This window comes from Alexandriicola marinus (assembly GCF_004000435.1).
Lineage (GTDB): Bacteria > Pseudomonadota > Alphaproteobacteria > Rhodobacterales > Rhodobacteraceae > Alexandriicola > Alexandriicola marinus.
In genome coordinates this window covers 1-25,441 of the sequence record NZ_RBVZ01000012.1, presented here as the reverse complement: position 1 = coordinate 25,441, position 25,441 = coordinate 1, and the positions used below count along the sequence as shown (strand labels likewise).

At 59.8% G+C, this 25,441-nt stretch carries 33 protein-coding genes and 1 pseudogene; 15 read left to right on the top strand and 19 right to left on the bottom strand.

The features are described 5' to 3' along the window. Nucleotides 1-38: 38 nt before the first annotated feature. Nucleotides 39-1,382: an APC family permease gene (locus EP376_RS19650; RefSeq protein ID WP_127657312.1), complete on the top strand. Its 1,344-nt coding sequence runs from the start codon at nt 39-41 to the stop codon at nt 1,380-1,382. Nucleotides 1,383-1,389: 7 nt separating this feature from the next. Here the strand turns inward: EP376_RS19650 and EP376_RS19645 are convergent, their stop codons facing one another. Further along, complete coding sequence (locus EP376_RS19645; RefSeq protein WP_007803445.1) at nt 1,390-2,034, bottom strand: hypothetical protein; 645 nt, start codon at nt 2,032-2,034, stop codon at nt 1,390-1,392. A 109-nt stretch (nt 2,035-2,143) separates the two neighbouring features. Here EP376_RS19645 and EP376_RS19640 point away from each other — a divergent pair. The 3 genes and pseudogenes from EP376_RS19640 to EP376_RS19630 all read left to right on the top strand — a co-directional run. Next, a pseudogene (locus EP376_RS19640) lies at nt 2,144-2,263 on the top strand (IS5/IS1182 family transposase); the annotation flags it as partial. Then, nucleotides 2,251-2,973, top strand: a complete 723-nt coding sequence (locus EP376_RS19635) for a cytochrome c biogenesis CcdA family protein (protein ID WP_007803446.1) — start codon at nt 2,251-2,253, stop codon at nt 2,971-2,973. The pseudogene EP376_RS19640 and the gene EP376_RS19635, both read left to right, overlap by 13 nt. A 193-nt stretch (nt 2,974-3,166) precedes the next feature. Beyond that, nucleotides 3,167-3,832: a L,D-transpeptidase gene (locus tag EP376_RS19630; protein WP_007803448.1), complete on the top strand. Its 666-nt coding sequence runs from the start codon at nt 3,167-3,169 to the stop codon at nt 3,830-3,832. A gap of 47 nt (nt 3,833-3,879) precedes the next feature. Here EP376_RS19630 and EP376_RS19625 read toward each other — a convergent pair whose 3' ends face one another. Next, on the bottom strand, nt 3,880-4,167 hold the full coding sequence (locus EP376_RS19625; RefSeq protein WP_369817429.1) for a hypothetical protein: 288 nt from the start codon (nt 4,165-4,167) through the stop codon (nt 3,880-3,882). A gap of 177 nt (nt 4,168-4,344) precedes the next feature. On the opposite strand from EP376_RS19625, the gene EP376_RS19615 reads away from it, so the two are divergent. Next, entirely contained in the window at nt 4,345-6,699 is a 2,355-nt protein-coding gene (locus tag EP376_RS19615; RefSeq protein ID WP_238928920.1) for a heavy metal translocating P-type ATPase, read from the top strand. Here EP376_RS19615 and EP376_RS19610 read toward each other — a convergent pair. Continuing rightward, nucleotides 6,693-6,968, bottom strand: coding sequence for a hypothetical protein (locus EP376_RS19610; RefSeq protein WP_203331068.1), 276 nt, complete (start codon nt 6,966-6,968; stop codon nt 6,693-6,695). The genes EP376_RS19615 and EP376_RS19610 overlap by 7 nt on opposite strands. 97 nt (nt 6,969-7,065) lie before the next feature. On the opposite strand from EP376_RS19610, the gene mntR reads away from it, so the two are divergent. Beyond that, on the top strand, nt 7,066-7,524 hold the full coding sequence (gene mntR, locus EP376_RS19605) for a manganese-binding transcriptional regulator MntR (RefSeq protein ID WP_008327326.1): 459 nt from the start codon (nt 7,066-7,068) through the stop codon (nt 7,522-7,524). 261 nt (nt 7,525-7,785) lie between these two features. Here the strand turns inward: mntR and lnt are convergent, their stop codons facing one another. From lnt to EP376_RS19555, 10 genes are read right to left on the bottom strand one after another with little or no spacing between them, the layout of a single operon-like run. Then, complete coding sequence (gene lnt / locus EP376_RS19600) at nt 7,786-9,357, bottom strand: apolipoprotein N-acyltransferase (RefSeq protein WP_009807490.1); 1,572 nt, start codon at nt 9,355-9,357, stop codon at nt 7,786-7,788. Next, nucleotides 9,354-9,827, bottom strand: coding sequence for a signal peptidase II (lspA, locus tag EP376_RS19595; RefSeq protein WP_007803461.1), 474 nt, complete (start codon nt 9,825-9,827; stop codon nt 9,354-9,356). The genes lnt and lspA (EP376_RS19595) overlap by 4 nt, the downstream gene beginning before the upstream one ends. A 4-nt stretch (nt 9,828-9,831) precedes the next feature. Continuing rightward, nucleotides 9,832-10,614: a ZIP family metal transporter gene (locus EP376_RS19590; RefSeq protein WP_007803463.1), complete on the bottom strand. Its 783-nt coding sequence runs from the start codon at nt 10,612-10,614 to the stop codon at nt 9,832-9,834. Nucleotides 10,615-10,636: 22 nt separating this feature from the next. Continuing rightward, nucleotides 10,637-11,095, bottom strand: coding sequence for a DUF411 domain-containing protein (locus EP376_RS19585; RefSeq protein ID WP_007803465.1), 459 nt, complete (start codon nt 11,093-11,095; stop codon nt 10,637-10,639). A 3-nt stretch (nt 11,096-11,098) separates the two neighbouring features. Further along, nucleotides 11,099-12,472, bottom strand: a complete 1,374-nt coding sequence (locus EP376_RS19580) for a M23 family metallopeptidase (RefSeq protein ID WP_007803467.1) — start codon at nt 12,470-12,472, stop codon at nt 11,099-11,101. Beyond that, nucleotides 12,469-13,095 carry an SCO family protein gene (locus EP376_RS19575; protein WP_007803468.1) on the bottom strand — a complete coding sequence of 209 codons (627 nt, stop codon included), beginning with the start codon at nt 13,093-13,095 and terminating at the stop codon, nt 12,469-12,471. Before EP376_RS19575 ends, EP376_RS19580 begins: the two co-directional genes overlap by 4 nt. Continuing rightward, on the bottom strand, nt 13,095-13,565 hold the full coding sequence (locus tag EP376_RS19570) for a copper chaperone PCu(A)C (protein ID WP_008327335.1): 471 nt from the start codon (nt 13,563-13,565) through the stop codon (nt 13,095-13,097). Before EP376_RS19570 ends, EP376_RS19575 begins: the two co-directional genes overlap by 1 nt. Nucleotides 13,566-13,587: 22 nt before the next feature. Next, entirely contained in the window at nt 13,588-14,247 is a 660-nt protein-coding gene (locus EP376_RS19565) for a DsbA family protein (RefSeq protein WP_007803472.1), read from the bottom strand. Further along, entirely contained in the window at nt 14,244-14,666 is a 423-nt protein-coding gene (locus tag EP376_RS19560) for a disulfide bond formation protein B (RefSeq protein ID WP_007803474.1), read from the bottom strand. The genes EP376_RS19565 and EP376_RS19560 overlap by 4 nt, the downstream gene beginning before the upstream one ends. Before the next feature lie 5 nt (nt 14,667-14,671). Beyond that, a complete protein-coding gene (locus tag EP376_RS19555; RefSeq protein ID WP_007803475.1) occupies nt 14,672-15,238 on the bottom strand; it encodes an SCO family protein in 567 nt (188 codons plus the stop codon). Nucleotides 15,239-15,451: 213 nt separating this feature from the next. Between EP376_RS19555 and EP376_RS19550 the strand changes: the two genes are divergently transcribed. The 6 genes from EP376_RS19550 to EP376_RS19525 all read left to right on the top strand — a co-directional run bounded on the left by EP376_RS19550 (nt 15,452) and on the right by EP376_RS19525 (nt 19,503). Next, on the top strand, nt 15,452-15,880 hold the full coding sequence (locus tag EP376_RS19550; protein ID WP_007803476.1) for a MerR family transcriptional regulator: 429 nt from the start codon (nt 15,452-15,454) through the stop codon (nt 15,878-15,880). An 82-nt stretch (nt 15,881-15,962) separates the two neighbouring features. Next, nucleotides 15,963-16,583 (top strand): cation efflux transmembrane domain-containing protein, encoded by a 621-nt coding sequence (locus EP376_RS19545; RefSeq protein ID WP_127657310.1) that lies wholly within the window; start codon nt 15,963-15,965, stop codon nt 16,581-16,583. 69 nt (nt 16,584-16,652) lie between these two features. Then, a complete protein-coding gene (locus tag EP376_RS19540) occupies nt 16,653-17,216 on the top strand; it encodes a transglutaminase-like domain-containing protein (RefSeq protein WP_127657309.1) in 564 nt (187 codons plus the stop codon). Then, complete coding sequence (locus EP376_RS19535; protein WP_007803480.1) at nt 17,206-18,171, top strand: cation diffusion facilitator family transporter; 966 nt, start codon at nt 17,206-17,208, stop codon at nt 18,169-18,171. Before EP376_RS19540 ends, EP376_RS19535 begins: the two co-directional genes overlap by 11 nt. After that, nucleotides 18,143-18,454: a SpoIIAA family protein gene (locus tag EP376_RS19530; protein ID WP_127657308.1), complete on the top strand. Its 312-nt coding sequence runs from the start codon at nt 18,143-18,145 to the stop codon at nt 18,452-18,454. The genes EP376_RS19535 and EP376_RS19530 overlap by 29 nt, the downstream gene beginning before the upstream one ends. A gap of 353 nt (nt 18,455-18,807) precedes the next feature. Further along, nucleotides 18,808-19,503, top strand: a complete 696-nt coding sequence (locus EP376_RS19525) for a hypothetical protein (RefSeq protein WP_223229251.1) — start codon at nt 18,808-18,810, stop codon at nt 19,501-19,503. A gap of 219 nt (nt 19,504-19,722) precedes the next feature. Here the strand turns inward: EP376_RS19525 and EP376_RS19520 are convergent, their stop codons facing one another. From EP376_RS19520 to EP376_RS19505, 4 genes are read right to left on the bottom strand one after another with little or no spacing between them, the layout of a single operon-like run. Further along, nucleotides 19,723-21,096, bottom strand: coding sequence for a TRAP transporter large permease (locus EP376_RS19520; RefSeq protein ID WP_046212151.1), 1,374 nt, complete (start codon nt 21,094-21,096; stop codon nt 19,723-19,725). Then, nucleotides 21,086-21,607, bottom strand: coding sequence for a TRAP transporter small permease subunit (locus EP376_RS19515; RefSeq protein WP_223229250.1), 522 nt, complete (start codon nt 21,605-21,607; stop codon nt 21,086-21,088). The genes EP376_RS19520 and EP376_RS19515 overlap by 11 nt, the downstream gene beginning before the upstream one ends. A gap of 37 nt (nt 21,608-21,644) precedes the next feature. Beyond that, nucleotides 21,645-22,154, bottom strand: a complete 510-nt coding sequence (lspA, locus tag EP376_RS19510; RefSeq protein ID WP_036538122.1) for a signal peptidase II — start codon at nt 22,152-22,154, stop codon at nt 21,645-21,647. Continuing rightward, complete coding sequence (locus EP376_RS19505; protein ID WP_028284971.1) at nt 22,151-23,005, bottom strand: cation efflux transmembrane domain-containing protein; 855 nt, start codon at nt 23,003-23,005, stop codon at nt 22,151-22,153. Before EP376_RS19505 ends, lspA (EP376_RS19510) begins: the two co-directional genes overlap by 4 nt. A 56-nt stretch (nt 23,006-23,061) precedes the next feature. On the opposite strand from EP376_RS19505, the gene EP376_RS19500 reads away from it, so the two are divergent. From EP376_RS19500 to EP376_RS23645, 3 genes are all read left to right on the top strand, one after another. Beyond that, nucleotides 23,062-23,406 carry an ArsR/SmtB family transcription factor gene (locus EP376_RS19500; RefSeq protein ID WP_046212131.1) on the top strand — a complete coding sequence of 115 codons (345 nt, stop codon included), beginning with the start codon at nt 23,062-23,064 and terminating at the stop codon, nt 23,404-23,406. Between the two features lie 51 nt (nt 23,407-23,457). After that, nucleotides 23,458-23,925 (top strand): DUF411 domain-containing protein, encoded by a 468-nt coding sequence (locus EP376_RS19495; protein WP_074637346.1) that lies wholly within the window; start codon nt 23,458-23,460, stop codon nt 23,923-23,925. A 225-nt stretch (nt 23,926-24,150) separates the two neighbouring features. Continuing rightward, nucleotides 24,151-24,510, top strand: coding sequence for a c-type cytochrome (locus EP376_RS23645; protein ID WP_074637348.1), 360 nt, complete (start codon nt 24,151-24,153; stop codon nt 24,508-24,510). On the opposite strand, the gene EP376_RS23075 is transcribed toward EP376_RS23645, so the two are convergent. Together EP376_RS23075 and EP376_RS19480 are read right to left on the bottom strand one after the other, a co-directional pair. Further along, complete coding sequence (locus tag EP376_RS23075) at nt 24,414-24,620, bottom strand: hypothetical protein (protein WP_162797850.1); 207 nt, start codon at nt 24,618-24,620, stop codon at nt 24,414-24,416. The two genes, EP376_RS23645 and EP376_RS23075, sit on opposite strands and share 97 nt — an antisense overlap. A gap of 541 nt (nt 24,621-25,161) precedes the next feature. Continuing rightward, nucleotides 25,162-25,419, bottom strand: a complete 258-nt coding sequence (locus EP376_RS19480) for a helix-turn-helix domain-containing protein (RefSeq protein WP_028284972.1) — start codon at nt 25,417-25,419, stop codon at nt 25,162-25,164. Between the last annotated feature and the right edge of the window lie 22 nt (nt 25,420-25,441).

Genomic DNA, 25,441 nt, shown 5'->3' with positions numbered 1-25,441 from the left:
CAGCGTTCGGATGAACCAAAATTAAAAGGGGGCCATTTATGCAGAGCGAAAAAGAAACGTACCGCGAAAATTCCATCAGTCTGGGCGGAGCCGTTGCGATGGGGACAGGCGTGATGATCGGCGCTGGAATCTTTGCGTTGACGGGGCAAATCGCGCAGCTCGCCGGCCCGCTTTTCCCGCTTGCATTCATCGCCGGCGCGGTCGTCACAAGCTTCAGCGCCTACAGCTACATCAGGATGTCGAACAAATGGCCGTCCTCGGGTGGCATCGCCATGATCCTGCAGAAATGCTATGGCCCCGGAGCCATCGCGGGCGGGGCCGCACTGCTGATGGCGCTCAGCATGGTGATCGCGGAAAGCCTCGTCGCGCGAACCTTCGCCACCTATGTCCTGCGCCCTTTCGATATCGAAGGTGGCCCATTGGTCCCCGCTCTGGCTGTGGCCGTGATCGTTTTCGCCTTTTTGGTGAACATGGCCGGAAACCGCTCGGTCGGGCTGTTCTCGTTGATCATGGCCGCGATCAAGATCGGAGGCATAGCTCTGTTTGGCATCGCGGCCCTGTGGTCCAGTGGTTTTGCGTTCGCCGCGGCGTCCGAGACCTCACAATCCTACGGGCTCACGGGGTTCATCGCCTCTACGGCGCTGGCCATCCTTGCGTTCAAGGGATTCACCACGATCACCAACAGCGGAGCCGAGATCACTGAACCAAATCGCAATGTTGGCCGAGCGATCATGTTCTCTATCGGAATCTGCGTCGTCGTCTACCTGTTGGTCGCCTACGGGGTCGGTTCGAGTCTCACGATCGAGGAGATCATCTCAGCGCGTGACTATTCGCTGGCACAAGCGGCGCAGCCCGCCCTTGGACAAACCGGCTTCATACTCACGGTGATCCTGGCCGCTGTCGCAACGGCGTCCGGCGTTCTGGCCAGCGTCTTCGCGGTGTCGCGTATGCTGGCGATGCTGACCGACATGGAAATGATCCCGCACAGCCACTTCGGTATGCCAGGTCCCATCCAACGCCACACCCTGGTCTATACTGTCGTCATCGCCGCGACGTTGGCCGTGCTCTTTGATTTAGGCCGGATCGCATCCCTCGGTGCTTTCTTTTACCTCGTCATGGACATGATCATACATTGGGGCGTGTTCCGCTATCGTCGAGCAGACGTCGGCGCCTTCGGTATCGTGCTTTTGACTGCCCTGGCGCTCGATGCGATAGTACTGGCAGCTTTCACCGTGATGAAGCTTCAAAGCGACCCGATGATCGTTCTCTACGCCGCTGTCGGGATGATCGCTGTGTTCGCCTTCGAGCGCGTTTACTTGTCGCAATGGGTGGCACCGCAAGTCGCCCCCGCCCCCGCCCACGCCCACGCCCACGGTGATTAGCCTGCCATCACCTGGCCTGAAGAGATGCGATGCCTTGTGCGCCGATCGTGATCAGCCCGACCGACAAGGCAAACGCAGCCAGGGCAAGCAGCATCACGCCCGTGTTCATGGGCAAGCGACGTACAACCGGTCCAAGAAATTCCGACCGCCCGAAAGCCGAGACGTAGAGCGGCAACGCGCTTATCATAGTCGCATAGAGGTAAACGCCGGAGATGTTCTCGAAAAACGCCGAACGCGCAAGAGTCGGGGATACAACCGCCAAAGCGGTTGAACGATTGCCGCCGAATGACCCGAACCAGTCGGCAGATAGAACGTATATCAGCACGTGGAGACCTGGAAAGAGAAGGGCTCTGAGCAAGACATCGACCAGCACGAAAAACGCCGTGTCTCTTGAGCCCGCCTTTGGTTGCTTTGTCATAGCGAAAAGGAAAAAACTGACATAGTTGACGGCAAAAACCACGGGCAAACCGTTGGTCGCAACCTGCCTTAGTAAGCGCATGAGTGCCGGTCCGCCGGCAGCAAGAGCCGGAGCAAAGCCCGGAGCCAGTAAGACGTAGAACAACAGGACCGGCAGTAATGCAGCGAAGCTGAACAGCAGGACATTTCTAACAAACTGAGCCGCGGGCATACTGATAGAGAAAAATCTATCCATTGAAATAGCCTGCCATGTGGGCACCACTAGGTCGATGATACGGGGCGTTGTTGCACAAGTCTGACGCCTCAGGATTCCCTTCGCGAACCCATGCTGTTAGCCGCATTCCATGAGCAACCCATCTCCCGCCCGCTATCGTACGACCAACTGGTCCAGCTACAACGCATCGCTGCGCAAGCGGGGGTCCCTGCTGATCTGGGTCGACGAAGACATCACTTGGCGCGCGCCCTCACCGCCGCCCTCCTAGCCGGCACGATATCATTTCTGTCCCCCTGCGTGCTACCTCTTGTGCCAGGTTATGTCTCCTACGTAACCGGGCGCACAGCCGCTGAGGGCGGGGTGGTCGGCGCTTCGCCGTCGCGCGCGGTCTGGCTGAGCCTGTGTTTTGTCCTCGGCTTCTCCACCATCTTCATGGGACTTGGCGCATCCGCGACTGCAATGGGTCAGGCCCTGCTTCGGTGGCGGTATGAACTCAACCTCGTTGGGGGCGGCATCATCATTTTCTTCGGGCTCTTCATGATAGGAGCCGCGCGTGTTTCGGTCATGGAACGCGACTTCCGATTCAATCTCAACATCCCCGGGGGCCAACCCGCTGCGTCCTATGTCCTCGGTCTTGCCTTCGGTTTCGGCTGGACTCCGTGCATCGGCCCGATCCTCGGCGCGATCCTGACAGCCAGTGCGGCGAGTGCCACGATGGGCGAAGGTATCATGCTGCTTGCCGTCTATTCCGCCGGCCTTGGAATACCGTTTCTGATCGTGGCCGGATTCACCGACCAGATCGCGGGACGGTTGCGGGCCATCGGCCGGGTTGGCCGCCGCCTCCACCAGCTTGCGGGCATAGTGATGATCTTGATGGGGCTGGCGATGATGACAGGGCAGTTGAGCGCGCTGTCATACTGGATGCTCGACGTATTTCCGGTTCTGGGACGGATCGGATAGCTCCATTAGTAGCAGCGTCTATTGATAACAGAAAATTTTCTTGAACCTCTAGTAGCTTTAGGAGTTAAGCCACCGACAAAGAACGGCACCATGGAGCAAGTTGCCAATAACGCCTCACTCCTTCCCGGGCGAACAACACTGCGTTCGGGGTAAGGTTCGGTTTGCCGTCCAATGCGTGAACGGAGCAATCTATATGCTGACAAGACGACATTTCATCCAGACGACCACCGCGCTGTTTTCGGCATCGATATCCAGCCCGCTCCTTGCAGACACGTGGCCTACCGATGCGCAGAAGGCAGCTTGGGACGCACAGGTTACACCTCCCGGCTACGACCCGGCCACGTCCAACCCTTGGGGCCTTCACCCTCGCTTCCTGCCACAGCGGGTCCTCGCGAAGGACGGACTTGTACCCGGTGATATCCATGTCGATGCTGTTGCGCGCTATCTCTACCACATCGAAGAAGGCGGCACGGCGATGCGCTATGGCGTGGCGATCGCGCGCGGTAAACTTTACGAACCGGGCACCTATACGATCAAGCGCAAGGTCAGGTGGCCGCATTGGCAGCCGACACAAAACATGATCGACCGCGACCCAGAGCTCTACGCCGATATCGCTGACGGTATGGAACCCGGACCTGAAAACGCGCTCGGATCGCGAGCCCTCTATCTCTTCGTCGGCGACCGAGACACCTATCTAAGGATTCACGGGACACCGTATCCAAGAAGCATTGGCGGCCGTGCGAGTTCCGGCTGCGTCCGAATGGTCATGGCACACATCAATGATCTCTATCCCAACGTCGAGATTGGCTCGACGGCATTCCTGTACTCGGCGGAAGACAGCGTCACCCCGAGAAGTTGACTGGCGCATCATGTGTTACGCGTGGGCTTGACGCATCTATGGACTGATCAGGACTGGCGCGAAGTGCAGATGGGGTTGCCACCTGCCGAGCGTAGCGGAACCAAGGTGTTTTCCACCGGACCGCTGTGTTCATACCAATAACAGCCATCCTCGGGACGAAGCCGCGCCGTGGTGAGATCCTGACCAGGCGCAGCAAGGGCAATGACGGCCTCGGGAACACTTCCCACTTCGTTGCGAGCGCCGCCGTCGTCCAGCGTTGGCACCGCGCAGCCAGCAAGCACCAATGTCGCTGCGATAATCGGCGCGTTTCGTTTCTGCATGTCTACCTCACTCATTCTGATCGCTTCGTACCGGCAAGCGTTGCTCCAACCGCGTCGTTTCAAGGGGGCGGCTAGCTTCAAGCCTCCGCAGGGCGCCTTTCTTGCTGGACGAATATCCACTTGTTGCCCTTGAAGCTCTAGTTACTGTAGGGGCTATGTCAATGTGGAATCAATGAATCCTGAGGTCAATCCATGTCTTCCGACGGCAACCGCAACGATCACGGTCATCCGGGTGATCAAGAGCATTCTGACCCAAGAGGCAACTCCTGTTGCGACGCCAGCAAGGACGTCGCGTCCACGGCGCCAGCGCCGTCTGGCGGAAGGAGCTTTCAGGTCTCCGGGCTCGATTGCGCCGAAGAGGTGGCGATCCTGAACCGGGTTGTCGGGCCGAAAGTGGGCGGAACCGAACACCTGGCATTCGACGTGATCAACGGGCGAATGACCATCCTCGATAGCGCCGAGAGGATACCAGACGACGAAGTCACGCAGTTGGTCGCAACGACCGGCATGAGCGCCAAGCCATGGGATGCCGACAACGCAGCAGAGGACCAGGCGGCGCATCTGGCACGTCAGAAGCGCTTTACCTCGTTGAGCGGCGGCTTCTGGGCGGCGGGATTCCTTTTTCACATTGTCGAGACCGGCATGGGCGGCGCGCTCGGGCTCTTTGCGGGCCATGGCGAGGTGCCTATGCCTATGGTGGAAGCAGGGATCTTCGCCGTCGCGATTCTTTTTGGCGTCTGGCTTGTCGCGCCCAAGGCCTGGTCTTCGGCGCGGAGGCTTAGCCCCGACATGAACCTGCTCATGGTGGTGGCCGTCGCGGGCGCCATCGGCCTCGGCGAGTTTTTTGAGGCCGCGACGGTCGCCTTCTTCTTCTCGCTTTCGCTTTATCTTGAGAGCTGGAGCGTGGGGCGGGCGCGTAATGCGGTTTCCGCGCTCCTCGATCTGGCGCCGCCAACGGCGCGGGTTCTTTACGACGACGGATCTGAATCCGACGTTCCGGCCGCGGCCGTGGCAGTCAATGCAAGGTTTATCGTGCGCGGCGGCGACCGGATCCCCCTCGACGGTGAGGTCGTGGACGGGGCAGGGGCCGTCGATCAGGCCCCAATTACTGGGGAAAGCGCGCTAGTGCCCAAGGAACCAGGCGACGAGGTCTATGCCGGCACGATCAACGGCGAGGGCACACTGACGGTGCGGGCGACGAAGGCCGCCTCGGACACGGTGCTCGCGAAAATCATTCGCATGGTGGGCGATGCCCATGCCCGCCGCGCGCCGGTCGAACAGTGGGTGGCCAAGTTCGCGCGCATCTACACACCCATCGTGATGGCTTTGGCGATCGCCATCGCGCTGGTGCCGCCACTGCTGCTCGGCGGCGCCTGGGACTACTGGTTCTACAATGCTCTGGTCCTTCTGGTCATCGCATGTCCTTGCGCGCTGGTCATTTCTACGCCGGTCTCCATCGTGGCAGCGCTGACCGCGTCGGCACGGGCGGGGGTGCTCATCAAGGGCGGCGCCTATGTCGAGGCGCCGGGGCGGACCACGGCACTGGCGATGGACAAGACCGGGACGATCACCATGGGCGAGCCTGAGGTGGCGGCGGTTCACCCACTGGTCGGCGTTTCCGCACGCGATCTCATGACGCTGGCAGCAAGCCTGGAGGCGCGGTCTTCACACCCGCTGGCACGCGCCATCCTCTCGCGCGCCGAAGCCGATGGTGTTTCCGTGTCTGCCGCAGAGGACACCCGTACCGTGCCCGGGCGCGGTCTGGAAGGACGCGCCGACGGGCGCGCTATCTGGCTCGGCTCGGATCGCTTCGCCGAAGAGAAGGGGTTCGGCAATGCCATTCCGGCGGATCTGCGGGATCGGATCGAAGGGGCAGGGAGCACCCTCGTTGCCGTGGGTGACGAGACCGGCGTGACCGGCGTACTGGAGCTTCGCGACCGCATCCGCCCAGATGCAAAGGGGATCGTTGCGCGTCTGCATGCGCAGGGTGTGAAGACCATCGTGATGTTGACGGGCGACAACGAACGCACCGCGCGCGCGGTGGCAGCCGAAGTCGGCATCGACGAGGTGCGCGCCGAACTTTTGCCAGAAGACAAGGTGACGGCCATTGAGGAACTCGTCGAAAGCCACGACATGGTGGCGATGATCGGCGACGGTGTGAATGACGCACCGGCCATGGCGCGGGCGCATTATGCCATCGCCATGGGCGCTGTCGGATCGGATGCCGCGATCGAGACGGCCGACATCGCGCTGATGACCGACGACATCGGCAAGGTACCCTGGCTTATCGGCCATTCGCGCCGTGCCATGACGATCATCCACCAGAATATCGGCATATCGCTGGCGACCAAGGCGCTGTTCGTCGGGCTGACCGCGTTCGGTATGGCCTCAATGTGGGGCGCCATTGCTGCGGATGTAGGCGTGTCTCTGCTGGTGGTCGCCAACGCACTTCGGCTCCTGAACGGCCATCAGGTTGAGGCCGGGCCTTCAGGCGGAGAACCGGTGGGCGAGCAGATGGCGAAAGGAGCACTGGCGCACGGTCATTGATCCGGCGGTTTCGGTAGCTCGATATCGCTTTTGCGGTCCAGCCACGCCAGCGCCCCGACAGGGAATTCCGAACCCCGGTAGGGTTCCGTCCAGGCGGTCTCGATGTCGTCCCAGGGCAGAGGCTCGAGATTTCCAAGAAAGAGCGTCAGACGGTAGGCCGCTGCCTCGGGAAGCCAAGGCGCCTCCTTGGCCGGCGTCGCGGCGACAGGTCCGGACAGGAGGAGCGCACTTGCGAGTGTGGCGAGCAGCACTCTCATAATATTTCGCATCACCACGGCCTCCAAAGTAAAAAGTTAGACATGGCTAACTTATCTACCCGAAGCAAACAAGTTGTCAATCCCGCTGTTTCGCTGCAAAGTCCCGAGTATGACAAAGCTACAATCACAAGGGCGTGAGCCATTCGAAGCGGTCGACCGGGCTCCCGAGGCGCAGGCCGATGGCTTTGCGACCGTGCGTCAGGCACATGAAAGCGAGATGGCGGAGGATTACGTCGAACTGATCGCGGAACTGATCGAGACGCGCGGGGAGGCCAGACCGGTCGAGATCGCCGAGCGGCTTGGCGTGAAGCCGCCGACCGTGACCAAGAACATCTCGCGGCTCAAGGCTGCTGGTCTGGTCCGGCGGGAGCCATACCGCGCGATATTCCTCACCGATGCCGGGCAGGACCTCGCGGAGATCTGTCGACGCCGCCACAGGGTCGTCGTCGCCTTTCTTCTGAGCCTGGGAATCGACGAAGAGACCGCGGAACGCGATGCGGAAGGGATCGAGCATCACGTCAGCGGGACGACATTGGAGGCGTTCGAGCGACGGCTCAATCAGAAATGAGCTCGCCTAGATGCACATTCGCGCGATTCTCTATCGGGACCTCGAGCTATCAGGTCTTCAAGCCGCTGACACGTTTGCGCAATTTCGAAGCTCGCTAGCCGAGAACCCGCGACAGCACGATGGTTGCAAACGGGGCGACAAGTCCGAAGGCGATCGCAGACGCTACCGCATATTGGAGGATATCCAGGTGATTCCCCCTCCTCCGTCGTGCCAGATAGCCACCCCAGATCGCGCCTCCGATAGCGCTCACGATCACAAGCATCAGGATACCTCCGTTCCAAAATGCCGCGCATCGGGATCTCGTCCGAGCAAACTGGCCAGCCAGCCGAAGACCCAGCACCCAAAAACAAGAACCAACAAGGTCCAGTCGCCGAACCGCGCATAGGGCGTTGGAGTACGCGCGCCCGGCAGGCCGGCATCAATGGTGCCTGTTTCCCCGGTATCAAGACGCGCGACGACATTTCCATTGGCGTCGATGATCGCGGATATCCCAGTGTTGGCCGCCCGGACCACGGGAAGTCCCTCCTCGACCGCGCGCATCCGCGCGGAGGCGAGGTGCTGCTCGGGTCCGATGCTGGTTCCGAACCAGGCATCATTTGTGGCGTTGAATATCCAGTCGGGGCGGAAAAGGTCATCGACCACGTGGCCCGGAAAGATGATCTCGTAACAGATCGCCACCGCGACCAGAGGCGCGCCAGGGATCGCCAGCGTGCGCGGCCCTGGTCCCGGCGTGAAATCGCCCAACCCTTCGGTCAGCCGCTCGATGGGCAGCCAGCCTTTCAGGGGCACATATTCCCCGAACGGAACAAGATGATGTTTTGCATACCCCGTCAGAACCTCGCCGCTGCCGTCATAGGCCTGAACCGTGTTGAAATATCTGGTTCCCCCATCGCCCTCCACTCGGTCAGGCGCACCTGTCAGTAGGATCCTGCCGTCTGGCAAAGCTGCAGATATCCGCGCGCGTGCCGCAGCATCTTCGTCCAGAAAGCCGGGGAAGGCCGTTTCCGGCCAAAGCAGCAAATCGAAACGTCCGGGTTGCGCGGACAAGCCCAGGTATTTTTCCAAGGTTCGCTGGCGGCTGCCCGGTACCCACTTCTCGACTTGTGGCACATTGCCTTGGACGATGCGCAAAGCAACGTCTGTCGGCGGCACGTCCTGCCCTGACCGAAGCGCACCGCCAACCCAGAAACCCGCCACAGCAACGGCGAAGAGCACGAGAACAGGCGCGCGTCTCTTTGGCGCCGCCACAGTCAACACACCTGGCAATATGCCGATGAAGACCGTGAGAAAGCCCAAACCGTAGCTTCCGACCCAGGCGGCGGGTTGGCGCAGGGCGGCATAGTCGACAAGGGCATAAGCGGCAAGGTTCCAGGGAAACCCTGTCAGGACATGACCCCGCAGCCATTCCGTGGCCACCCAGCAGGTTGCAAACAGCAGGCCCGCCGCAATGCCGCCGACAGCTCGGCGCTGCATGATGGCGGCAAAAAGCATCGCCGCCATGCCCGGGAAGATGGCAAGTCCGGCGGACAGACCCGCGACCGCCGGAATCGCCAGTGCGCCGAAACGTTCGGCATCGACGTAAAAGCTCTCGGCGATCCAGGAAATTCCAATCCCGAATTGGCCCAGTCCGAAAGCCCAACCGACAAGGAAAGCGCGCGAGGTTGAGATGTTCCGGAGAACGATAAAGAGCACGGAGAAGGCGACAGGGACCGCGATGAGCCAAGAAAACGGCGGAAGAGTCAAAACCGTCAATCCGCCGGCAGCAAGGGCAAGACCCATGCGCTGGAACAGGTTCAGGTCCTCACTAACGAACTGCGGCAATCCCGGCTTCATGAATCGGTCTGAAGTCGAGCGCCAACCCACGGCGCAATGAGCAGCAGCATCACGCCGCCAACCACAAAAACATCGGCCATGTTGAAGGCAGGCCAGTGCGCCGTCCCGATGTAGAAATCGAGGAAATCCGTCACCGCACGATAGCGCAGGCGGTCCAGAATATTGCCGAGTGCACCGCCGATGATCGCACCATAGGCAATGGCCTCGACCCGGCTGCTGGTACGGACCAGCATGAACGCCAGCCAGACGCAGATGCCAAGCGCCAGTAAGACAAGGCTCCACCACGGCGCGCCGCCGAGAAGCCCGAAGGTCACTCCGTCATTGCGCAGGTAGATGAGATTGAAGCCGGGAAAGACCGATACGCCGGAACTAAGAACAGTCGCATTGGACACAACGATTGCCTTCGTTGCCTGATCGACAAGAAAGGCGATCAGCGCAGCAAGCAGACCGACGAAGAGGCAAGTTCTCATCAGCTTATCCCAGCCAGACGTCGAGGAACAACATGATCACAAGACCAACGGCGAGGCCGAGCGTCGCCCTGTTCTGATGGCCGGATCGGTGGGTTTCCGGAATGATCTCGTGGCTGATGACGTAGAGCATCGCACCTGCTGCGAAGGCGAGACCCCAGGGCAGCAGCGGTTGCGAAAGACTGATAATCCCTGCGCCGAGAAGTCCACCGACGGGCTCGACGAGACCGGTCAGAGCGGCGATGCCCCAGGCGCGAAGCCTGGAATAGCCCTCGCCGAGCAACGAAACCGCCACCGCCAGACCTTCGGGGGCATTCTGTAATCCAATACCGATCGCAAGTGGCAACCCGCCCGACAAACCGTCAGCCCCGAACCCGACGCCGACGGCAAGCCCTTCGGGAAAATTGTGGATAGTGATCGCGATGATGAAAAGCCAGACGCGCCGCAGCGATGCGGCGTCGGGACCTTCCCGCCCCGTCTTGAAATGTTCATGCGGTAGCCGTTCGTTCATCAGAGCGATCGCGCCCATGCCAAGCAGGATCGCAACACATACGATGGCCGCCGGGAGAGCACCGTTGTCGAACTGTCCTTCAGCTGCGTCGAGAGCCGGGATGATCAGCGAGAAGAACGAAGCCGCGAGCATGACACCCGCCGCGAAGCCAAGCAGCAGATCGCGCGTGGCCCGGGACGGGATGCGCCCAAAAAGAACGGGGACCGCCCCGACCGCGGTCAGCGATCCGGCGGCCAGGCTTCCAAGAAAGCCAAGCGCTATGGGGGAGAGGGGTTCCAATTGTTAAGGTTCTGCCGCGAGTTCAGTCAGGAGCCGAGTAGCTGGTGTAGACCTCGGTCGATCCGTCTTCGTGGATCAGGAAGACATCGTAAGCCTCCCGGTCGTCCTCCGGTCCCATGCCGGGCGACCCGTAGGGCATTCCCGGCACCGCCAGGCCTACCGCGTCTGGCCGGTCCTCCAGCAGGCGTTGGATGTCAGCCGCCGGCACGTGGCCCTCGATCACATAGCCGTCGACCAAAGCCGTATGGCAGGAGACCATGCGCTGCGGCACGCCATTGTCGAGTTTGAAGCGCACAAGAGATCCTCCGAACATGTCCTCGCCCATCGGCGCGAAGCCATTCTCCTCGAGGTGCTTCATCCAGGACAGGCAACAGCCGCAGCCGTTTGTCTTCCGGACGTCGATCTGAATCGCCTCTGCGACGGCCTGCGCCGCAGGAAGCAAGGCAAATGCGATGGCAAGAGCGGGAGTAAATCGTTTCATGGATCAAAGCCTTTCGGTTGTCGTCTGTGCAAATTCGCTGGCGAGCCTCTCAGCAAGAAGTGAACGCGCCTCACGCAGTCGCTCAAGCGCGGCCGTGTCGTCCGCTTCACGCTCGGCCGCCTCTGCCAATCGGTCGTCAGAGAGAGGGTCGGTTGGGCGACCGTCCACCAGCACTTCGTAATGTAGGTTGGGGCCTGTCGCGGTACCCGTCGCACCGACCCGCCCGATCATATCTCCGGCCATCACGCGTTGCCCTTGTGTGAGCCCGTCCGGTACGGCGCTCAGATGCGCATAGCGCGTCAGGGTGTCGGAGCCATGAGCGATCTCGACGACCCGGCCATACCCACCGCGTCGGCCGATGAAGCTAACGCGGCCCGGCGCCGTCGCCTGTACCGGCGTGCCGCGCGCCGCCGCGAAGTCGACTCCTGTGTGCATCCGTACATTGCCGTAGACCGGATGGGTGCGGCGCCCGAACACAGAACTCAGCCGTGCACCTTCGACCGGTTGCGCAAACACGCGCAGGACTTCTCCGTCGACATAGATCGTCGCTTGGCCGCTGCCGTCGTTCGGCCAGACGATTTCATAGACCGAGCCATCGATATCCAGTGCGGCAAAGGCAAGCTCGGGCTGACCAATCCTCTTGTTCCCGTCTCGGGCCTCGCGCCAAAGGAGGCGCATCGTCTCGCCACCCGCAAGATCACGACGGAAATCCACGGTGCCGCCCAGCATCTGCGCCAGGTCCACCGCAAAACGGGCGGGGATGTCTGCCGTGTTCAGGGCGGCGAAAATCGAGCTCTCGATCACCGCCTCGCCGGCGAAAGTCACCAATTCGGGATCCGGGTCCAACACGCGGGCGGCAAGCTGTTCGCCGAAGACCGCCTCTATCCGGACACCGTCTTCGACGGCGAGCTCTACACGACGCGGGTTGTCGTCCGTTGTGGAAACCACCGTAATGATGTGACCCGGACGCAGACGGCGCAGATCGTATTCCGTGCCAATCGCCAAGGCGATTTCGGCGCGATCCGAAGCATCCAGCCCCGCATCGGAAAGGACCGCATCAAGCGTCTCGCCGGACGCAATCTCCCGCGACCAGGTGACCAGCGGGGGCTCGATAGATGGCAAGGAGGTATCAGCGGGGGAAACGGTCAGGAGCGGCCGGGGTCTGAACTCGAATGCGATATCCGCCTGGGCGAGTGTAGGGCGGACCGAATTGGTTTCGGTAATCCGAGGCGGCGCAAGCGGATTGGGAGTCCAGAGGGTCGCTTCAGCAATCGCAGGGGGCACCGGTTCTTTGGACAGAACGCCAGAGATGGCGATGGCGGTCACCGAAAATGCGCCTGCGACCGCAACGGCCGCCAAGACAGTTCTTATCTTCATGTTGCCCCCTCTACGTCTTCTGTCAGTGCGCGCTGGATCTTCGGCACCGCGAATTCTCTTTGCTCGTGATAGTCGATCATGGTGACGAGCTCACCCTCGGCATCGAACAAGAATACGCTTGCCGTATGGTTCATCGTATAGCCGCCGCCCTCAGTCGGGACGCGCTCAAATGAGGCACGAAACCCTTCTGCAGCGCGGGCAATTTGGTCTTCCGGCCCCGTCCAGCCACGAATGACCGGATGAAAATAGCCGACATATTCGGCCATGGCCTCGACCGTGTCCCGCTCCGGGTCGACCGTGATGAAGACCACGTTCATCTCTGATGCTTCGTCGCCCAGTTCCTCAAGCCAGCCGGAAATATCCGATAGGGTCGTCGGGCAGACGTCCGGGCAGTAGGTGAACCCGAAAAACACCATTGTGGGACGACCGATCAGGTTGCCAGGCCCTACCTCATTTTCCTCGTGGTCGGTCAGCCGGAACTCCATCGCCGATAGGGGCAGGGGCCGCTGCCCTTTTGGTTCAGGCGCACCGGGCCCGTCCACCCGCCACCAGCCCACGAAGAGCGTCAGGCCAAGAACGCCGGCACCGGCTGCGCCGTATAGAAGGAGCTGCCGACGTTGCATCAGCCCTCCGGTCCACGCGCGGCGATTCCGAGGATTGGGACCTCGACCGTCACCTTGCCGCCATCCGAGAAGGTCAGTGTCAGCGGGAAATTCTCGCCTTCGGTCATCGGCTCTTGCAGCTTCATGAGCATGGCGTGCAACCCGCCCGGCTCCAATGCCACGCTTTGGCCGGGCTCAATCGTGATCTCGCCTGCAGGCGCCATGGAACTGACGCCATCGGAGTTGGTTTTCGACTCATGGATCTCGGGCATCATTGCCAGCGGTGTCGCAAGTCCGGTCAGCGTAACGGCGTCTTCACCCGTGTTGCGCACGGTCATATAGGCGGCACCTGGCCTGTTGACGCCGATCGAGGCGCGGGACCACGCATTCTCGACCACGACATCCTCCGAACCGGCCAGTGCGGGGGCCGACAGCCCTGCAACCGTCAAAAGCACGGCCAATGCATTGGTATATCTCAACTTCTTCACCACTCGTTTCTCCTGCCTCCGCAAATCAGCTTTGGCTTGCCGCAACTTCCACTGCCACCAGCCTCTGCAATTCGGCCTCACCGAACGGATCGAGAGGCTTGCCGTTCACGAAGAACGTGGGCGTTTGGCGGACCCCGACTGTCTCGACATCGGCGCGGTCCTGGTTGAGCACCGCCACAACACCGGGGGCCAGCATCTGTGTCCGGGCAGCTTCGACATCCAGACCTCCGCTTGCTGCAATCTCAAGGATCAATCCGGGTGCCGGGGTCCCGTGAGACGCCCATCTGGGCTGCTCTCGCAAGACTGCCTCGAGCACAGGTTCAAACACGTCCTGCATGCGCGCCGCCTCGAGCACACGGATCGCTTCTACCGACGCCTCGCCGTGAAAAGGCGTATAGCGGATTACAACGCGCACCGCGTCTCCGTGCTCCGCCATGATATCCTCGACGACCGGATAGAAAGCGCGGCATGCCTCGCAGGCCGGGTCGAAGAATTCAACGATGGTTACGGGCGCATCCTCGGGCCCGAGGATCGGGGAATAGGGTCGGATCAGCGCGTCGGCCATTTCAGGGTCGATGGGATCGGACGCGGCAATCGGGTCGGGGCGGGTGGCATACCAGGCGGCACCGCCGAAACCGGCGACCCCGAGCGCGAGAACGGACAGGATGAGGCCGCGTCGTTTCATTTTTGTGTTTCCTTCAGTGAGAGAGCCGACAGCAGACCGATCATCGCGAAGGCGACGAGCGCCATCAAAGGAATCGGAATGCCGAAGACCAGTTGATTGTCGTCGGTACAGGATGGGCCGGTCGCCGTGCAGGGCTGGATACGCTCGGGGATAACGCCGACATAGAGGCCCAAGTGCCAAAGCGCGACGGCGGCACCGCCCAAAGCCAGCGCGATCCCGTAGCGACCCACGCGCCGATCCTGCCACCACAGCCCAAGCCCGAGGATGATGGCCAAGGGGAACATGAAGGCACGCTGGAACCAGCAGAGCACGCAAGGTGTCTGCCCCAGAACCTCGCCGATGAAGAGCACGGCAAGCGACGCGGTGAGCGCGATGATCCAGGCCAGGCCAAGGGCCGTCTCTCCGGAAAGTCGGGTCATGACGATCAGATCCTCTGTCTCAGATCGGCGAGGATCTCTTCGGCGGGCGTGCCGTAGGGCCAGGAGTCCGCGAAGCCTGCTTGCGTGTCGAAAAGGAAAAGATGCGACGTGTGACCCATCGTGTATCCGCCCGGCGCAGTCGCCTGCTCGATCCGCTCAAAGAATATCGGAAAGGTTTCGGATGTCGCGGCGATCTGCTCCGGTGTACCGGTCAGCCCGATGATCCCTGCGTCGAACAGGGGCACATACTCGGCAAGTGCAGTCGGCGTATCCCGCTCCGGATCAATCGTTATGAAAATCGGCTGAACCATTGCTGCCTCATCGCCCAGGCCCTCCATCACGGCCGCGACTTCGGACAGTGTTGTCGGACAGACGTCGGGGCAATTGGTGAAGCCAAAGAAGACCAGCATCCAGCGCCCTGCGAAATCTTCGTCCGTTTGGACCATGCCGCGATGATCGGTCAGTTCGAAATCAGCAAGAAACGGTGGTTCACTCTCGGTGCGGGCAAGATCGGCACGGTAGTCGGACCATAGCAACAGCCAGATGAAAACGAACGCCGCCGCGCCCGCCAACACCCACAATACCTTCTGAAGACCTGAAAGCCTCACGCCGCTCCGCCCGAACCTGATTCTATATTTTGTGTGCGTTTACATCCTCTAGCTACTGTAGGTTCAAGCGTGATTGTCATCGATCGGCCAACAATCACCGATCTGTGAAACTCGGGTGAAGCTTGTGATGCGCACCGCATAAAGCTACACCCACTGTAGGTAATGTGGGGAGCGGAAATGCTGACGATTGGGACGCTGGCGAAGAAGACCGGAACAAAGGTGCAGACCATCCGGTATTACGAGCAGATCGGACTTATGCCTGAGCCCGGCAGGACCGAGGGGGGCCAACGACGCTATGGCGACGCCGAACTCGACCGCTTGTCATTCGTCCGGCACGCACGGCAACTGGGGTTCTCGTTGGACGCGATCCGTGAGCTCCTCGATCTCAGCGATCATCCGGGAAAGTCCTGCGCTGAGGCGGATGCAATAGCCCGTCGGCAACTCAAACAGGTCGAGCAACGATTGGCGCGGCTCGAGGCGCTGCGGACGGAATTGAAGCGGATGGTGCATGAGTGCAGCGGCGGACAGACTTCTGATTGCCGTGTGCTCGAGGTACTGCGCGACCATTCCGAATGCCTGACCGACCATGAAGAGATCGGCGCCTGAGCAATTTCGACGACCTTTGATCGGAACGCAAAAAGCCCGGTGTTAGTTACTCATTGGCAATTCACTAATTTGGATACCCGGCATGGCGGCGCAGAGAAACGCAACGGAAAGACGCACACTCTGGATCGTGCTGGGTCTCAACATCGGGCTGGCAGTCGCTTTCTTCGCCTCGGGCGCATTCGGCGAGTCAAGCGCGCTTATCGCCAATGGCCTCGACAATCTGTCGGACAGTTTCGTCTACGCGATCAGCCTCTTCGCGCTGTCCCGCTCCGCCAAGTGGAAGCGCGGAGCGGCGAACGTTTCGGGCGGCCTGCTGATCCTCTTCGCCCTTGGAATCCTGTATGACGCGTGGCGCCGCTACGTCGGCGGATCGGATCCTCTTGGCACGATCATGATTGTCATGGCGCTGGTAGCGGCGGCCATCAACGCACTTTGCGTCTGGCTGCTGGCACGGCTTCGCGATCCAGACGTAAACATCCGAGCGGCGAATACGTTCAGCTGGAACGACTTCGCGGCCAATCTCGGAATCGTCGTCGCAGGCTGGCTCGTAGCCTGGCTCGGAACGAATTGGCCGGACCTTGTCGTGGGCGTGATTGTCGCCGGCATCGCGGCCTGGGGTGGCGTCGGAATCCTGAGAGACGCGCATGGTGAACACCACAAGGCGGTGCACAATGACGATCAGGTAACCAAGGACTCGGCCTGAAATCGGGGCTTGAAGCTACAGTGACTGTAGCAACTACATATTCTCGTGAACGATTCGAGGAGGTATCCCGTGAACCCCGCCGACCCTCATTTGGCCAAAACCCGGCTGCTGGATTTTGACGCGACCTCAATTGCAAAACTGATCGAGGAGCGCGGCTGGGCAGACCTTCCCAGCGACGACCGAATTGGGGCCATCTACGATTTCGTCAGGAACGAGATTACCTTCGGCTACAACCGCGCCGACGACATTCCGGCGTCCGAGGTCCTCGCAGATGGCCACGGGCAGTGCAACACCAAGGGCACGCTCCTCATGGCCCTGCTGCGTGGCGTGGGAGTTCGCTGCCGACTGCACGGGTTCACAATCCACAAGGCGCTTCAGAGAGGCGTCGTTCCGGAACTCGTCTATCCCCTCGCGCCGTCCGAAATCCTCCACTCCTGGGTAGAGGTGGACTTGGGCGACGGATGGGTCAATCACCGCCAGAACTTCGGATTTGTGCGCGACTTGCTCTATCGCCACGTCATCCGTCACTGGATGAATGCCAGGGTTCGCCGCATCCGCCGCGGAATCTTGCCGCCGGTCCCCGGATTCGATCGGCCGAACCGCCGCCATGAGGAGACGAACCGTGCCGCATGATCACGGCCACGCCCACATCGATCCTCAATCCGGTGATCGTCGCGTCTCCATCGCCATCTGGGCCAACGGCCTCCTGACGGTCGCGCAGATCGTCGGCGGGATCCTTTCCGGCAGCCTCGCGCTGATCGCGGATGCCCTCCACAATTTCTCGGACATGGCGTCGCTGGTGATCGCCTTCTTCGCGCGTAAGATCGCTCGCCGCCCGGCGGACAAGCGCATGACCTTCGGCTATGGGCGGGTAGAAATCGTCGCAGCGCTCATCAACTACACGACACTTATCCTGATCGGCTTCTACCTGATCTACGAGGGTGGTATGCGCATGATCGACCCACCAGAGGTACAGGGCTGGACGGTGGTGATCCTGGGCGGTGTGGCACTGGTCGTCGACACGTTGACGGCGCTGCTAACCTATTCGATGCAGAAAGGCAGCGTGAACATCCGTGCGCTCTTCCTGCACAACCTATCGGACGCTTTGGCCTCCGTGGCGGTCATCATCGGCGGCTCGCTCATCCTCCTCTACAACATGCGGTGGGTCGACCCGGCGATCACCATCGGCATCGCTCTCTACATCCTCTACCTCGCATTTACCGAGATCGGCGGTCCGATTCGGACGCTGATGCTCGGCAGTCCACCGGACATCGATAATGAAACCGTCGTTCAGGCGATGCGGGGTGTGGATGGTGTCGCGGACGTTCATCACGTGCATCTGTGGCAGATGCAGGAGCACGAGGCGGCTCTGGACTGCCACGTCGTGCTGACAGCGGACGGCTGGGGTCAAATCGAAAAGATCAAGGCCGCGATCAAGGACCGGCTGAAGGACGATTTCAGCATCGGTCATTCGAGTCTGGAATTTGAGCACGAAGACCGCGCACACGAAAACGCTGACCTTTACGGTCACGGCAAACCGGAAAAAGAGGAGGAAAACCATGTTCACCGAGACACTGACAGCTCATGACGACACGATTGGCCTCGCCTGCGAGGGCAAGCTCAGCGAAAGCGACCTGAAACGGATGCACGCCCTGCTTCATGAGCGCCTGCAAGAGACAAGTAAGCCCGGCCTGGTTCTCGATCTCACGAGGTTCGAAGGCTACGATGGGCCGTCCGCTCTGCTCGAAGATCTGAAAATCGACACAGCCCATAGGAATGACTTCCGCCGCGTCTCTGTGGTGGGCGAAGGGGCTTTGTTGGAGTGGGGAACCAGGTTCGCCGACGTGCTGACCACGGCAGAACTCCGTTAGTTCGACCCGGCGGAAATGAAGGCGGCAATCGCCTGGGCAAGTGAAAGGTAGAGTAGCTTTCAATCAGATGCCTTCGCAGAAGACAGCATCTGTTCGAAACCATAAACAAAAGAACTACAGCAGTTGCGAGACCCAAGAGCAATCCGAAAGTTCTGAACATGGTCGCTCCTTTCGCAAAGGAGTAACTTTGGTACGGTGGCACTGCCCTTGCCGGGGCATTATCAAATCGTAATGTTTTAGCGGCTCAGGGCGCCAGTTGGTTAACATAAACTTCATTATGCGGCTTTATATTTTGCGTTGCGATAGTATATTATCGTATGTATGCTGAACTCCTCTCACGGAGGTCCCCCAGTATGCGCCATTTACTCAAGAAGCTCCTCCCCTCGGTCGCAGTCGCTTTGGCCGCGACAAGCTTTTCGCTGCCGGCACCCGCCCGCGCGCAGACCTACCCGATCGATTGCGCGATCCTCTTGTGCCTGTCTGGCGGCTGGCCCGCTTCCGTCCCTTGCGCCCGAGCCCGCGCCGAGTTCATCCGGCGGATTACGCCTTGGCCAGTGGAACCGCCGCTGCAAATCTGGCGCTGTCCCATGGGCGCGTCCTATGAGAGCGATCGGCAATCAAACAACGCTGACCGCATAATTGAAGCCTTGTACCGGACCGACAACCGTCGACCGCTCCAATCCTTGCCAGTAGATAATCTCGTTCCCACAGACTTCACCCTTCGGCTTGTTCAGGACCGCGCGGACATCGATATCAGCGGGCCAGAGTTCAATTTCGTGCGGTCCATCCGCGTCTTCGATGTACGGTATGCACGACAGCACGAGTCCGGGCGCGATGGGGATTGTAACCGAAGCGCGACCGTGGTCCTCGGCACCTACGGGACCCAAGGCGATTTCTCATGGCAGCGATCTTCCATAACTGCCCTGCCCGAGGCCCATGTGGGACTTGAACGTTGGGGCCAGAATTGCCCGGGTATCTATCACCGATCTGTCTTCGTCGATTGGCGTGACTATGAGGGCAACTACGGCTTCGAACAGGTGAACTACTAGCGCTGACAAAGACAGCTTTGCCATCATGCTGCGAGAATTTTAGCGTGCTGAGTTGTTCAAATACCGGCCCTTCGCTGCTTTCGGTGCGTTTGTCCGGAGAGCGGACTAAGCACCATTTCGCTGCGGCTGCGCCAGTGGCCGCTTCAGCTCAATCCGAAAAAACGGTTAAACCTAGAGAACCCACAAGGGAATGCTTTCCCCCGCTGCAGGCTACATCACTCACCGCTGTATCAATTGCGGCGCATCGGCATCCCCAAGGGCCATTTCGGGCAGCCAAGTGATAAGCTGAGGAAACGAGATCAGCGCCGCGATCAATGCAATCTCAATGGCAACAAGGGGTACCGCTCCGCGATAGATATCAGACAGATTGATACCCTTCGGTGCGGCCATCTTGGCAAAGAACAGGGCATAACCGAAAGGGGGCGTCAGAAAAGACGTCTGCAACGCCAAGGCTATCAGGCCAGCGATCCAGATTTGTGCAAAGTAGGCAGAGCCGACGTGATCTGCGAAGTCGAGCTCTGAAATAATCGGCATCAGTACGGGTACAAAGACCAGCAGCACCTCGATCCAGTCAAAAACAAACCCAAGTATGATGATCACGCCAAGGAGCATGGCCAACAGTTCCCACCGGGTGAGATCGAATGCGGATATCCAGTCGAAGATCACATTTGGTCCACCAACGAGGTGGAAACTGAGCGAAAACACCGATGCGCCAAGTACGATGAAGAAGACCATCGACGTCATCGTGCTTGTCTGCACCGTGACAGAGTTTAACGACGAGAAAGACAGACGCTTTCGCGCCAGAGCAACCAAAAGCGCGCCAAAAACCCCTACTCCAGCCGCCTCTGTTAGTGTCGCAAAGCCCAGAATGATGCTGAGCGGAATGGATGCGATGACCGCGACAGACGCGAGTACAAACAAGAGGTCTGACACAAGATTGGTCTTGGGTGTGTCCAGCGGGATTTCGACCGTTTTTCTCAAGGTGACCGCAAAGTAGACCGCGAAGGCCATGACCATCAGAAGCACAGGTACGATGAGGGCCACATACATCAATCCGATGCGCAGATAGAACACGTTCGAGATGAAGAACAGCATCACGGCTGGCGGGAACACGACACCCAATGCTCCAGAAGCTGCGACAGCGCCTCCTGCGGTTCGCGGTGCGTAGCCCGACGCCATCATCGGGGCATAGGCCACCAACGCCACAGTTATGACGGAAGCACCGATCACCCCGGCGGCGGGCGCAAGAACGAGGCCGATCAGCAAAGTCGCAATGGCGTAGCGACCGGGAACGCCTGTCAGAAGACGCCCCAGCAAGCGAAACATGGTTTCGGCAATCCCGCTGGCATTCAGGATCAGGCCAAGAAAAATCAACATTGGAACGCTGGTGAATTGGACTGATTCATTGGTCAGTACACCACGGGCCCGCAGGTAGATCAGCCCCAGATGCTGAAAATCAGTGATCCCCACCCAAACCGCAGCGACAAACCCCAAGAAGCCTGTCCCCGCGAGCACCAGCGCCACCGGAAAGCCACTGAAAACCCCAATCGCCATCACGACAAGCATGGCAACCGTGAGGACCTCATTCACCATTGTGCAGGCCGCTTGCTTGTTCCGGTGCACCTTGCGCACGTCTCCCTGTCAGAAAGGCGATGTTGCGAAGGGCTACGATCATCCCGGCAAGAGCCAGCAAGATGGGGCCGATGACCCCGGTGATGCGTTGTGCCCACAACTGGGTTTCCGCGTATTTCGTGGTGCGCATCAAACCGTCCCATCCGTAGTAGGTCAGGATGGCGGCGAGCGGCAGAAGGACAAAAAGGCCGCCAATCAGTTCGATCCAAGCAATGCGGCGGGCGGACCAATGTCTGCGAAGAACATCAACGCGCACGTGACCGTCGCGCAGATAGGTATACCCAAAGGTCAAGAAAATTAGGATGAACAGCAGTGACGTGGACAGGTCCGGCAAATAGCTCGACACGCCAAGTTGTAGCTTGCGATCCAGCATCTGAAGCGCGCCATAAGCAGCAATCGAAACAACTGTCAGCCACGCAGTCACGACGCCGATGCCGCGAATGCCACGGTCAATCCAATCCAAAAATCTCAAGCCGAATTCCCTCCCAAAGTTCTTTGCCTGTTAGCTGTTATCCCCCCGTGACATCTCCCTTGCGATTGTCTTGTTCCCGATTTTCCGGCCTAACTTTCGAGGTGCGAAAGCTGTCCCAGAACAGCAATGCTGCCCCACAAAAGATCGCCACGTCAGCCAAGTTGAAGGACGGCCAGTGGTATGACCTGTAATGGAAGTCGAGAAAGTCAGGGACGGCCTGATAGCGCAGACGGTCAAGGATATTGCCAAGCGCGCCTCCGATGATCAGACCGAGCGCCGCACCTGTCAGCCTGTCCGGAGCCTTCCACAGCCAGATCAGCAGCCATGCCACGACCACGGCAGCAAGTGCGACCAGACCCCACCAGGGTACGACCCCGCCGAGCATACCGAAGCTGACCCCATCGTTCAAAACCCGCACGAGGTTGAGAAAGGGCAGAACCTCGACCCCGTTCTCAAGCGCCGGGGAGTTCAGGGCAAGAGCCTTGGTGCCCTGATCAACACCAAACGCGGCGATGGCGCAAAGCCCACCGAGAACGCGGCTGTTCATGCCACCGCCTTCAGATCGGCCCGCGCGTCGCGGATGATCGCCCATGACGAGTGCAGGAACAGTCCGGCGATCCCGAAGGCTACGATGAGATCGGGCCATGCGCTGCCTAGCCAAACCACCAGCCCGGCGGCGATAACGACTGCGGCGTTGCCGATGGCGTCGTTGCGCGAGAACAGCCAGACAGCGCGCATGTTCGCGTCGCCCTTGCGGTACCGCAGCAACGGCAGCACGGAGATGACATTTATCACAAGAGCAATCAGGCCCAGAATCCCCATCAAAGTGGCGTCTGGGGTTGTCGGCTCGAATGCCCTTATGATGGTCGTGCCAAAGACTCCAAGACCAAGCAGGCCGAGGAAGATGCCCTGGATCAGAGCCGACCGCGCTCGCCAAGCGAGGCTCCAGCCGATGGCCAACAGGCCGAGGAAGGTGATTGCGCCGTCGCCGATGAAATCCAACGCGTCGGCCTTCACGGCCTGTGACCCGGCAATGAACCCGCCGATCATTTCAAGAACGCCATAACCAACATTCAGGATCACAACGATCCAGAGCGCGCGGCGATAGCCAGGGTCCTGATGGGCCGCACCTTGCTGAATATCTTCGTCGCTCTCGATGCGGTCAAACCCATACCCTGTTGTCTCGACGGCTTTTTCAATTTCCGGCAAGCGCGCTTCGGGAGCTGTCAAAGTCATTATGTGCGTTGCAGTAGACACTTTCACGGCGTCAGGCGCGATACCTGCAGATTGCGCCGCCCGCTCGATCTGGGCGGCATCCTTGGCGCAATCCATACCGGAAACGCGGTAACGGAAGGATGGGATATCTGCCGCCGAACCGGTGCTATCAGCGTTGGCCATGATCGCAGTTCTCCTGCTAAAGTGGATCAAAGGATAATATATCAGTGAGCAATGATATGACGCAGATCGTTGTGGACCGCAAGGTCGGTACCATTGAACAACGCGCAAAACTATTTCGCGGCTTTGCCGACCCAAGCCGCTTGTCTATTCTCGGCGCGCTGTGCGGGGAGCCGCTGGTTGTTCACGAACTCGTCGAGCGTACGGGACTATCACAACCAAACGTATCCAACCACTTGCGATGCTTGTTGGAGTGCGGGCTAGTTAACAGCGACCGAGATGGGCGCTTCATCCGCTACCGTATCAGTAGCGCACGTATCGCAACGCTGTTGAGCGATGTGGACGCACTTCTCGATGTGGTCGCAGGGGGCGTTGAGGCCTGCGACAACTATCGCGGGAGATAAGCAGCCACTAAGCGATGAAATAGACTAGGACAGAGCTAAAGGACGACTGATATTGATGTAACGCGCCGTCAAATTATTATAGCCGCTGTAGGTCTTACCAGCATTGCACCCTTCGCCGCGATTGCGCAGGGAGCTCCGTCGATCCACGTTCTTAAGGACCCGAATTGCAGCTGTTGCCGGGTTTGGGCTGATATTCTTCGGGCTGAAGGCTTCCGTGTGACCGAGGAGCGCAGCTTTGGAACACTGCTGGTCCGACACAAGTTGGACAATGGCATCCCCCAAGAGATGATATCGTGCCACACAGGCGAGATCGAAGGCTATATGATCGAGGGCCATGTGCCCGCAGCAGACATTCGTCGCCTTCTGGACGAACGCCGAGACGCAGTCGGTCTCGCCGTTCCCGGCATGCCCTATGGATCACACGGAATGGGGCCAGAAGATCAGCGTGAAGCCTACGATGTATTTCTGATCCGGCGCGACGGTAACACCGAAGTGTTCACGAGTTACGAAGCAGCCTGACGGCAATTTCATTGATCGGAAACCATAAGGAGAAGACTATGAAGCAGCATAAATCACGCTATTTTGGTAAGGTTGCGGTGTGTATGATCTCTGCTACTGTAGCCTTCGCACAGCAGCAGCGAGGCGATTGGGTGGGGTCACGGGCCAATGGGACCGAACCACATGTGGTCTGAACGCATGCCTGGCTGGGGACACGGCAACATGGGTCCGGGCCAGCAATAGCGCATGCAACGACATTGGACTTACATGAACGAGTGCGTGCCCGCAGCTCATCGGGGCGCTCGGAGCACTATTCGCGCGACGCCTGAAGTTATCGCGGAAGGCCAGACGCTATACACAGCGAACTGCGCAAGTTGTCATGGAGCCGAGGGTCTCGGGGATGGTGAGGCCGGTCGGTCTCTCGTGCCTTCTCCGGCTCTCCTTAGATGGTTTGTTCAGATGCCGATGTCGGGAGACGAGTATCTGCTCTGGGCAATTTCTGAGGGCGGTCAGCGCTTCGGAACAGAAATGCCAGCCTTCAGGGAAGCGCTGACTGAAGAAGAAATCTGGAAAATCATCGCATACATGCGTGCGGGGTTCCCGTGATACCGCGCACCGCGAACACTTTGTAGAGCTTTTGGCGGTGCTTCCAAAAATACACAATTTCGCCGATCACCACCAAAACTGACATTGGTGGAGCGCGCAGCATCGCTCACTCTGGGCTCCTTCGAGACCTTCGCTGCCATCAGCTCAAATGACCGGTACGCTCGCAGACCCTTTCCATCAATATGAACTGGCGGCTGCGTGAGAATCCTATCCACTGTCACTTTTTCGAATCCGCGTGAGCGCATCGAAGTCGATTTCTTGCTTCTGTTCGTCACTTATATCCGGCCGTGTTTCCGATACCGGCTGGGGCCCTTGGACGTCCCACATCACCGCATGTGANCCGATACCGGCTGGGGCCCTTGGACGTCCCACATCACCGCATGTGAGCCTGTACTCCAGCGATAAACCCAACCAACAACACTGCACCCATCGGTCCCGATCAGATTGGCGATCGCGACGCCCTCACCCCTATCATCGTTCACTGTTTACTAACTTCCTGCACTGTGGCGCTGCAAACTGCGGTGTGAGGTTGCAGAGCGTTCACTACGACCGCGCGCCGGACTTCGTTGATTTTGGCTACCTGGTCCTCGATGAGGGAATGATCATCAGACCGAGAAAATGGGTTCCCGCGTTCTCAACAATTCATTGGCTTCAAATCCTGTGGTCGGGCTCCGTGGCGGCTTCGACAATCGACAGGACTTCATCTTTGTCAAAACCAATGACCCTCGCCAGAACTGTAAACTCCACGACGTCGATACGACGCTCGCCACTTTCGAGACGTGCCACAAACGACTGGTGGCGTTTGAGCTTCGCCGCCAACTGCTGCTGGCTGAGACCCGCATTCTGACGTGCATCAACCAACGCACGGACGAGCGCCAACTGGCCATTTGTTCTGATTGTCTTTGCCACGCGTCACATACCTTTTGTGACG

What these genes read in the sequence shown, in the direction of transcription:
- EP376_RS19550 (WP_007803476.1), top strand. Translation starts at nt 15,452, where the DNA reads ATGCTGACGATTGGGACGCTGGCGAAGAAGACCGGAACAAAGGTGCAG.
- lspA (WP_036538122.1), bottom strand. Translation starts at nt 22,154, where the DNA reads ATGAACAGCCGCGTTCTCGGTGGGCTTTGCGCCATCGCCGCGTTTGGT.
- EP376_RS19585 (WP_007803465.1), bottom strand. Translation starts at nt 11,095, where the DNA reads ATGAAACGATTTACTCCCGCTCTTGCCATCGCATTTGCCTTGCTTCCT.
- EP376_RS19610 (WP_203331068.1), bottom strand. Translation starts at nt 6,968, where the DNA reads ATGCGAAATATTATGAGAGTGCTGCTCGCCACACTCGCAAGTGCGCTC.
- EP376_RS19505 (WP_028284971.1), bottom strand. Translation starts at nt 23,005, where the DNA reads ATGGCCAACGCTGATAGCACCGGTTCGGCGGCAGATATCCCATCCTTC.
- EP376_RS19650 (WP_127657312.1), top strand. Translation starts at nt 39, where the DNA reads ATGCAGAGCGAAAAAGAAACGTACCGCGAAAATTCCATCAGTCTGGGC.
- EP376_RS19560 (WP_007803474.1), bottom strand. Translation starts at nt 14,666, where the DNA reads ATGACCCGACTTTCCGGAGAGACGGCCCTTGGCCTGGCCTGGATCATC.
- EP376_RS19575 (WP_007803468.1), bottom strand. Translation starts at nt 13,095, where the DNA reads ATGCAACGTCGGCAGCTCCTTCTATACGGCGCAGCCGGTGCCGGCGTT.
- EP376_RS19525 (WP_223229251.1), top strand. Translation starts at nt 18,808, where the DNA reads ATGCGCCATTTACTCAAGAAGCTCCTCCCCTCGGTCGCAGTCGCTTTG.
- mntR (WP_008327326.1), top strand. Translation starts at nt 7,066, where the DNA reads ATGACAAAGCTACAATCACAAGGGCGTGAGCCATTCGAAGCGGTCGAC.
- EP376_RS19545 (WP_127657310.1), top strand. Translation starts at nt 15,963, where the DNA reads ATGGCGGCGCAGAGAAACGCAACGGAAAGACGCACACTCTGGATCGTG.
- EP376_RS19565 (WP_007803472.1), bottom strand. Translation starts at nt 14,247, where the DNA reads ATGAAACGACGCGGCCTCATCCTGTCCGTTCTCGCGCTCGGGGTCGCC.
- EP376_RS19625 (WP_369817429.1), bottom strand. Translation starts at nt 4,167, where the DNA reads ATGAGTGAGGTAGACATGCAGAAACGAAACGCGCCGATTATCGCAGCG.
- EP376_RS19615 (WP_238928920.1), top strand. Translation starts at nt 4,345, where the DNA reads ATGTCTTCCGACGGCAACCGCAACGATCACGGTCATCCGGGTGATCAA.
- EP376_RS19580 (WP_007803467.1), bottom strand. Translation starts at nt 12,472, where the DNA reads ATGAAGATAAGAACTGTCTTGGCGGCCGTTGCGGTCGCAGGCGCATTT.
- EP376_RS23645 (WP_074637348.1), top strand. Translation starts at nt 24,151, where the DNA reads ATGCAACGACATTGGACTTACATGAACGAGTGCGTGCCCGCAGCTCAT.
- EP376_RS19520 (WP_046212151.1), bottom strand. Translation starts at nt 21,096, where the DNA reads ATGGTGAATGAGGTCCTCACGGTTGCCATGCTTGTCGTGATGGCGATT.
- EP376_RS19645 (WP_007803445.1), bottom strand. Translation starts at nt 2,034, where the DNA reads ATGGATAGATTTTTCTCTATCAGTATGCCCGCGGCTCAGTTTGTTAGA.
- lspA (WP_007803461.1), bottom strand. Translation starts at nt 9,827, where the DNA reads ATGAGAACTTGCCTCTTCGTCGGTCTGCTTGCTGCGCTGATCGCCTTT.
- EP376_RS19530 (WP_127657308.1), top strand. Translation starts at nt 18,143, where the DNA reads ATGTTCACCGAGACACTGACAGCTCATGACGACACGATTGGCCTCGCC.
- EP376_RS19500 (WP_046212131.1), top strand. Translation starts at nt 23,062, where the DNA reads ATGACGCAGATCGTTGTGGACCGCAAGGTCGGTACCATTGAACAACGC.
- EP376_RS19630 (WP_007803448.1), top strand. Translation starts at nt 3,167, where the DNA reads ATGCTGACAAGACGACATTTCATCCAGACGACCACCGCGCTGTTTTCG.
- lnt (WP_009807490.1), bottom strand. Translation starts at nt 9,357, where the DNA reads ATGAAGCCGGGATTGCCGCAGTTCGTTAGTGAGGACCTGAACCTGTTC.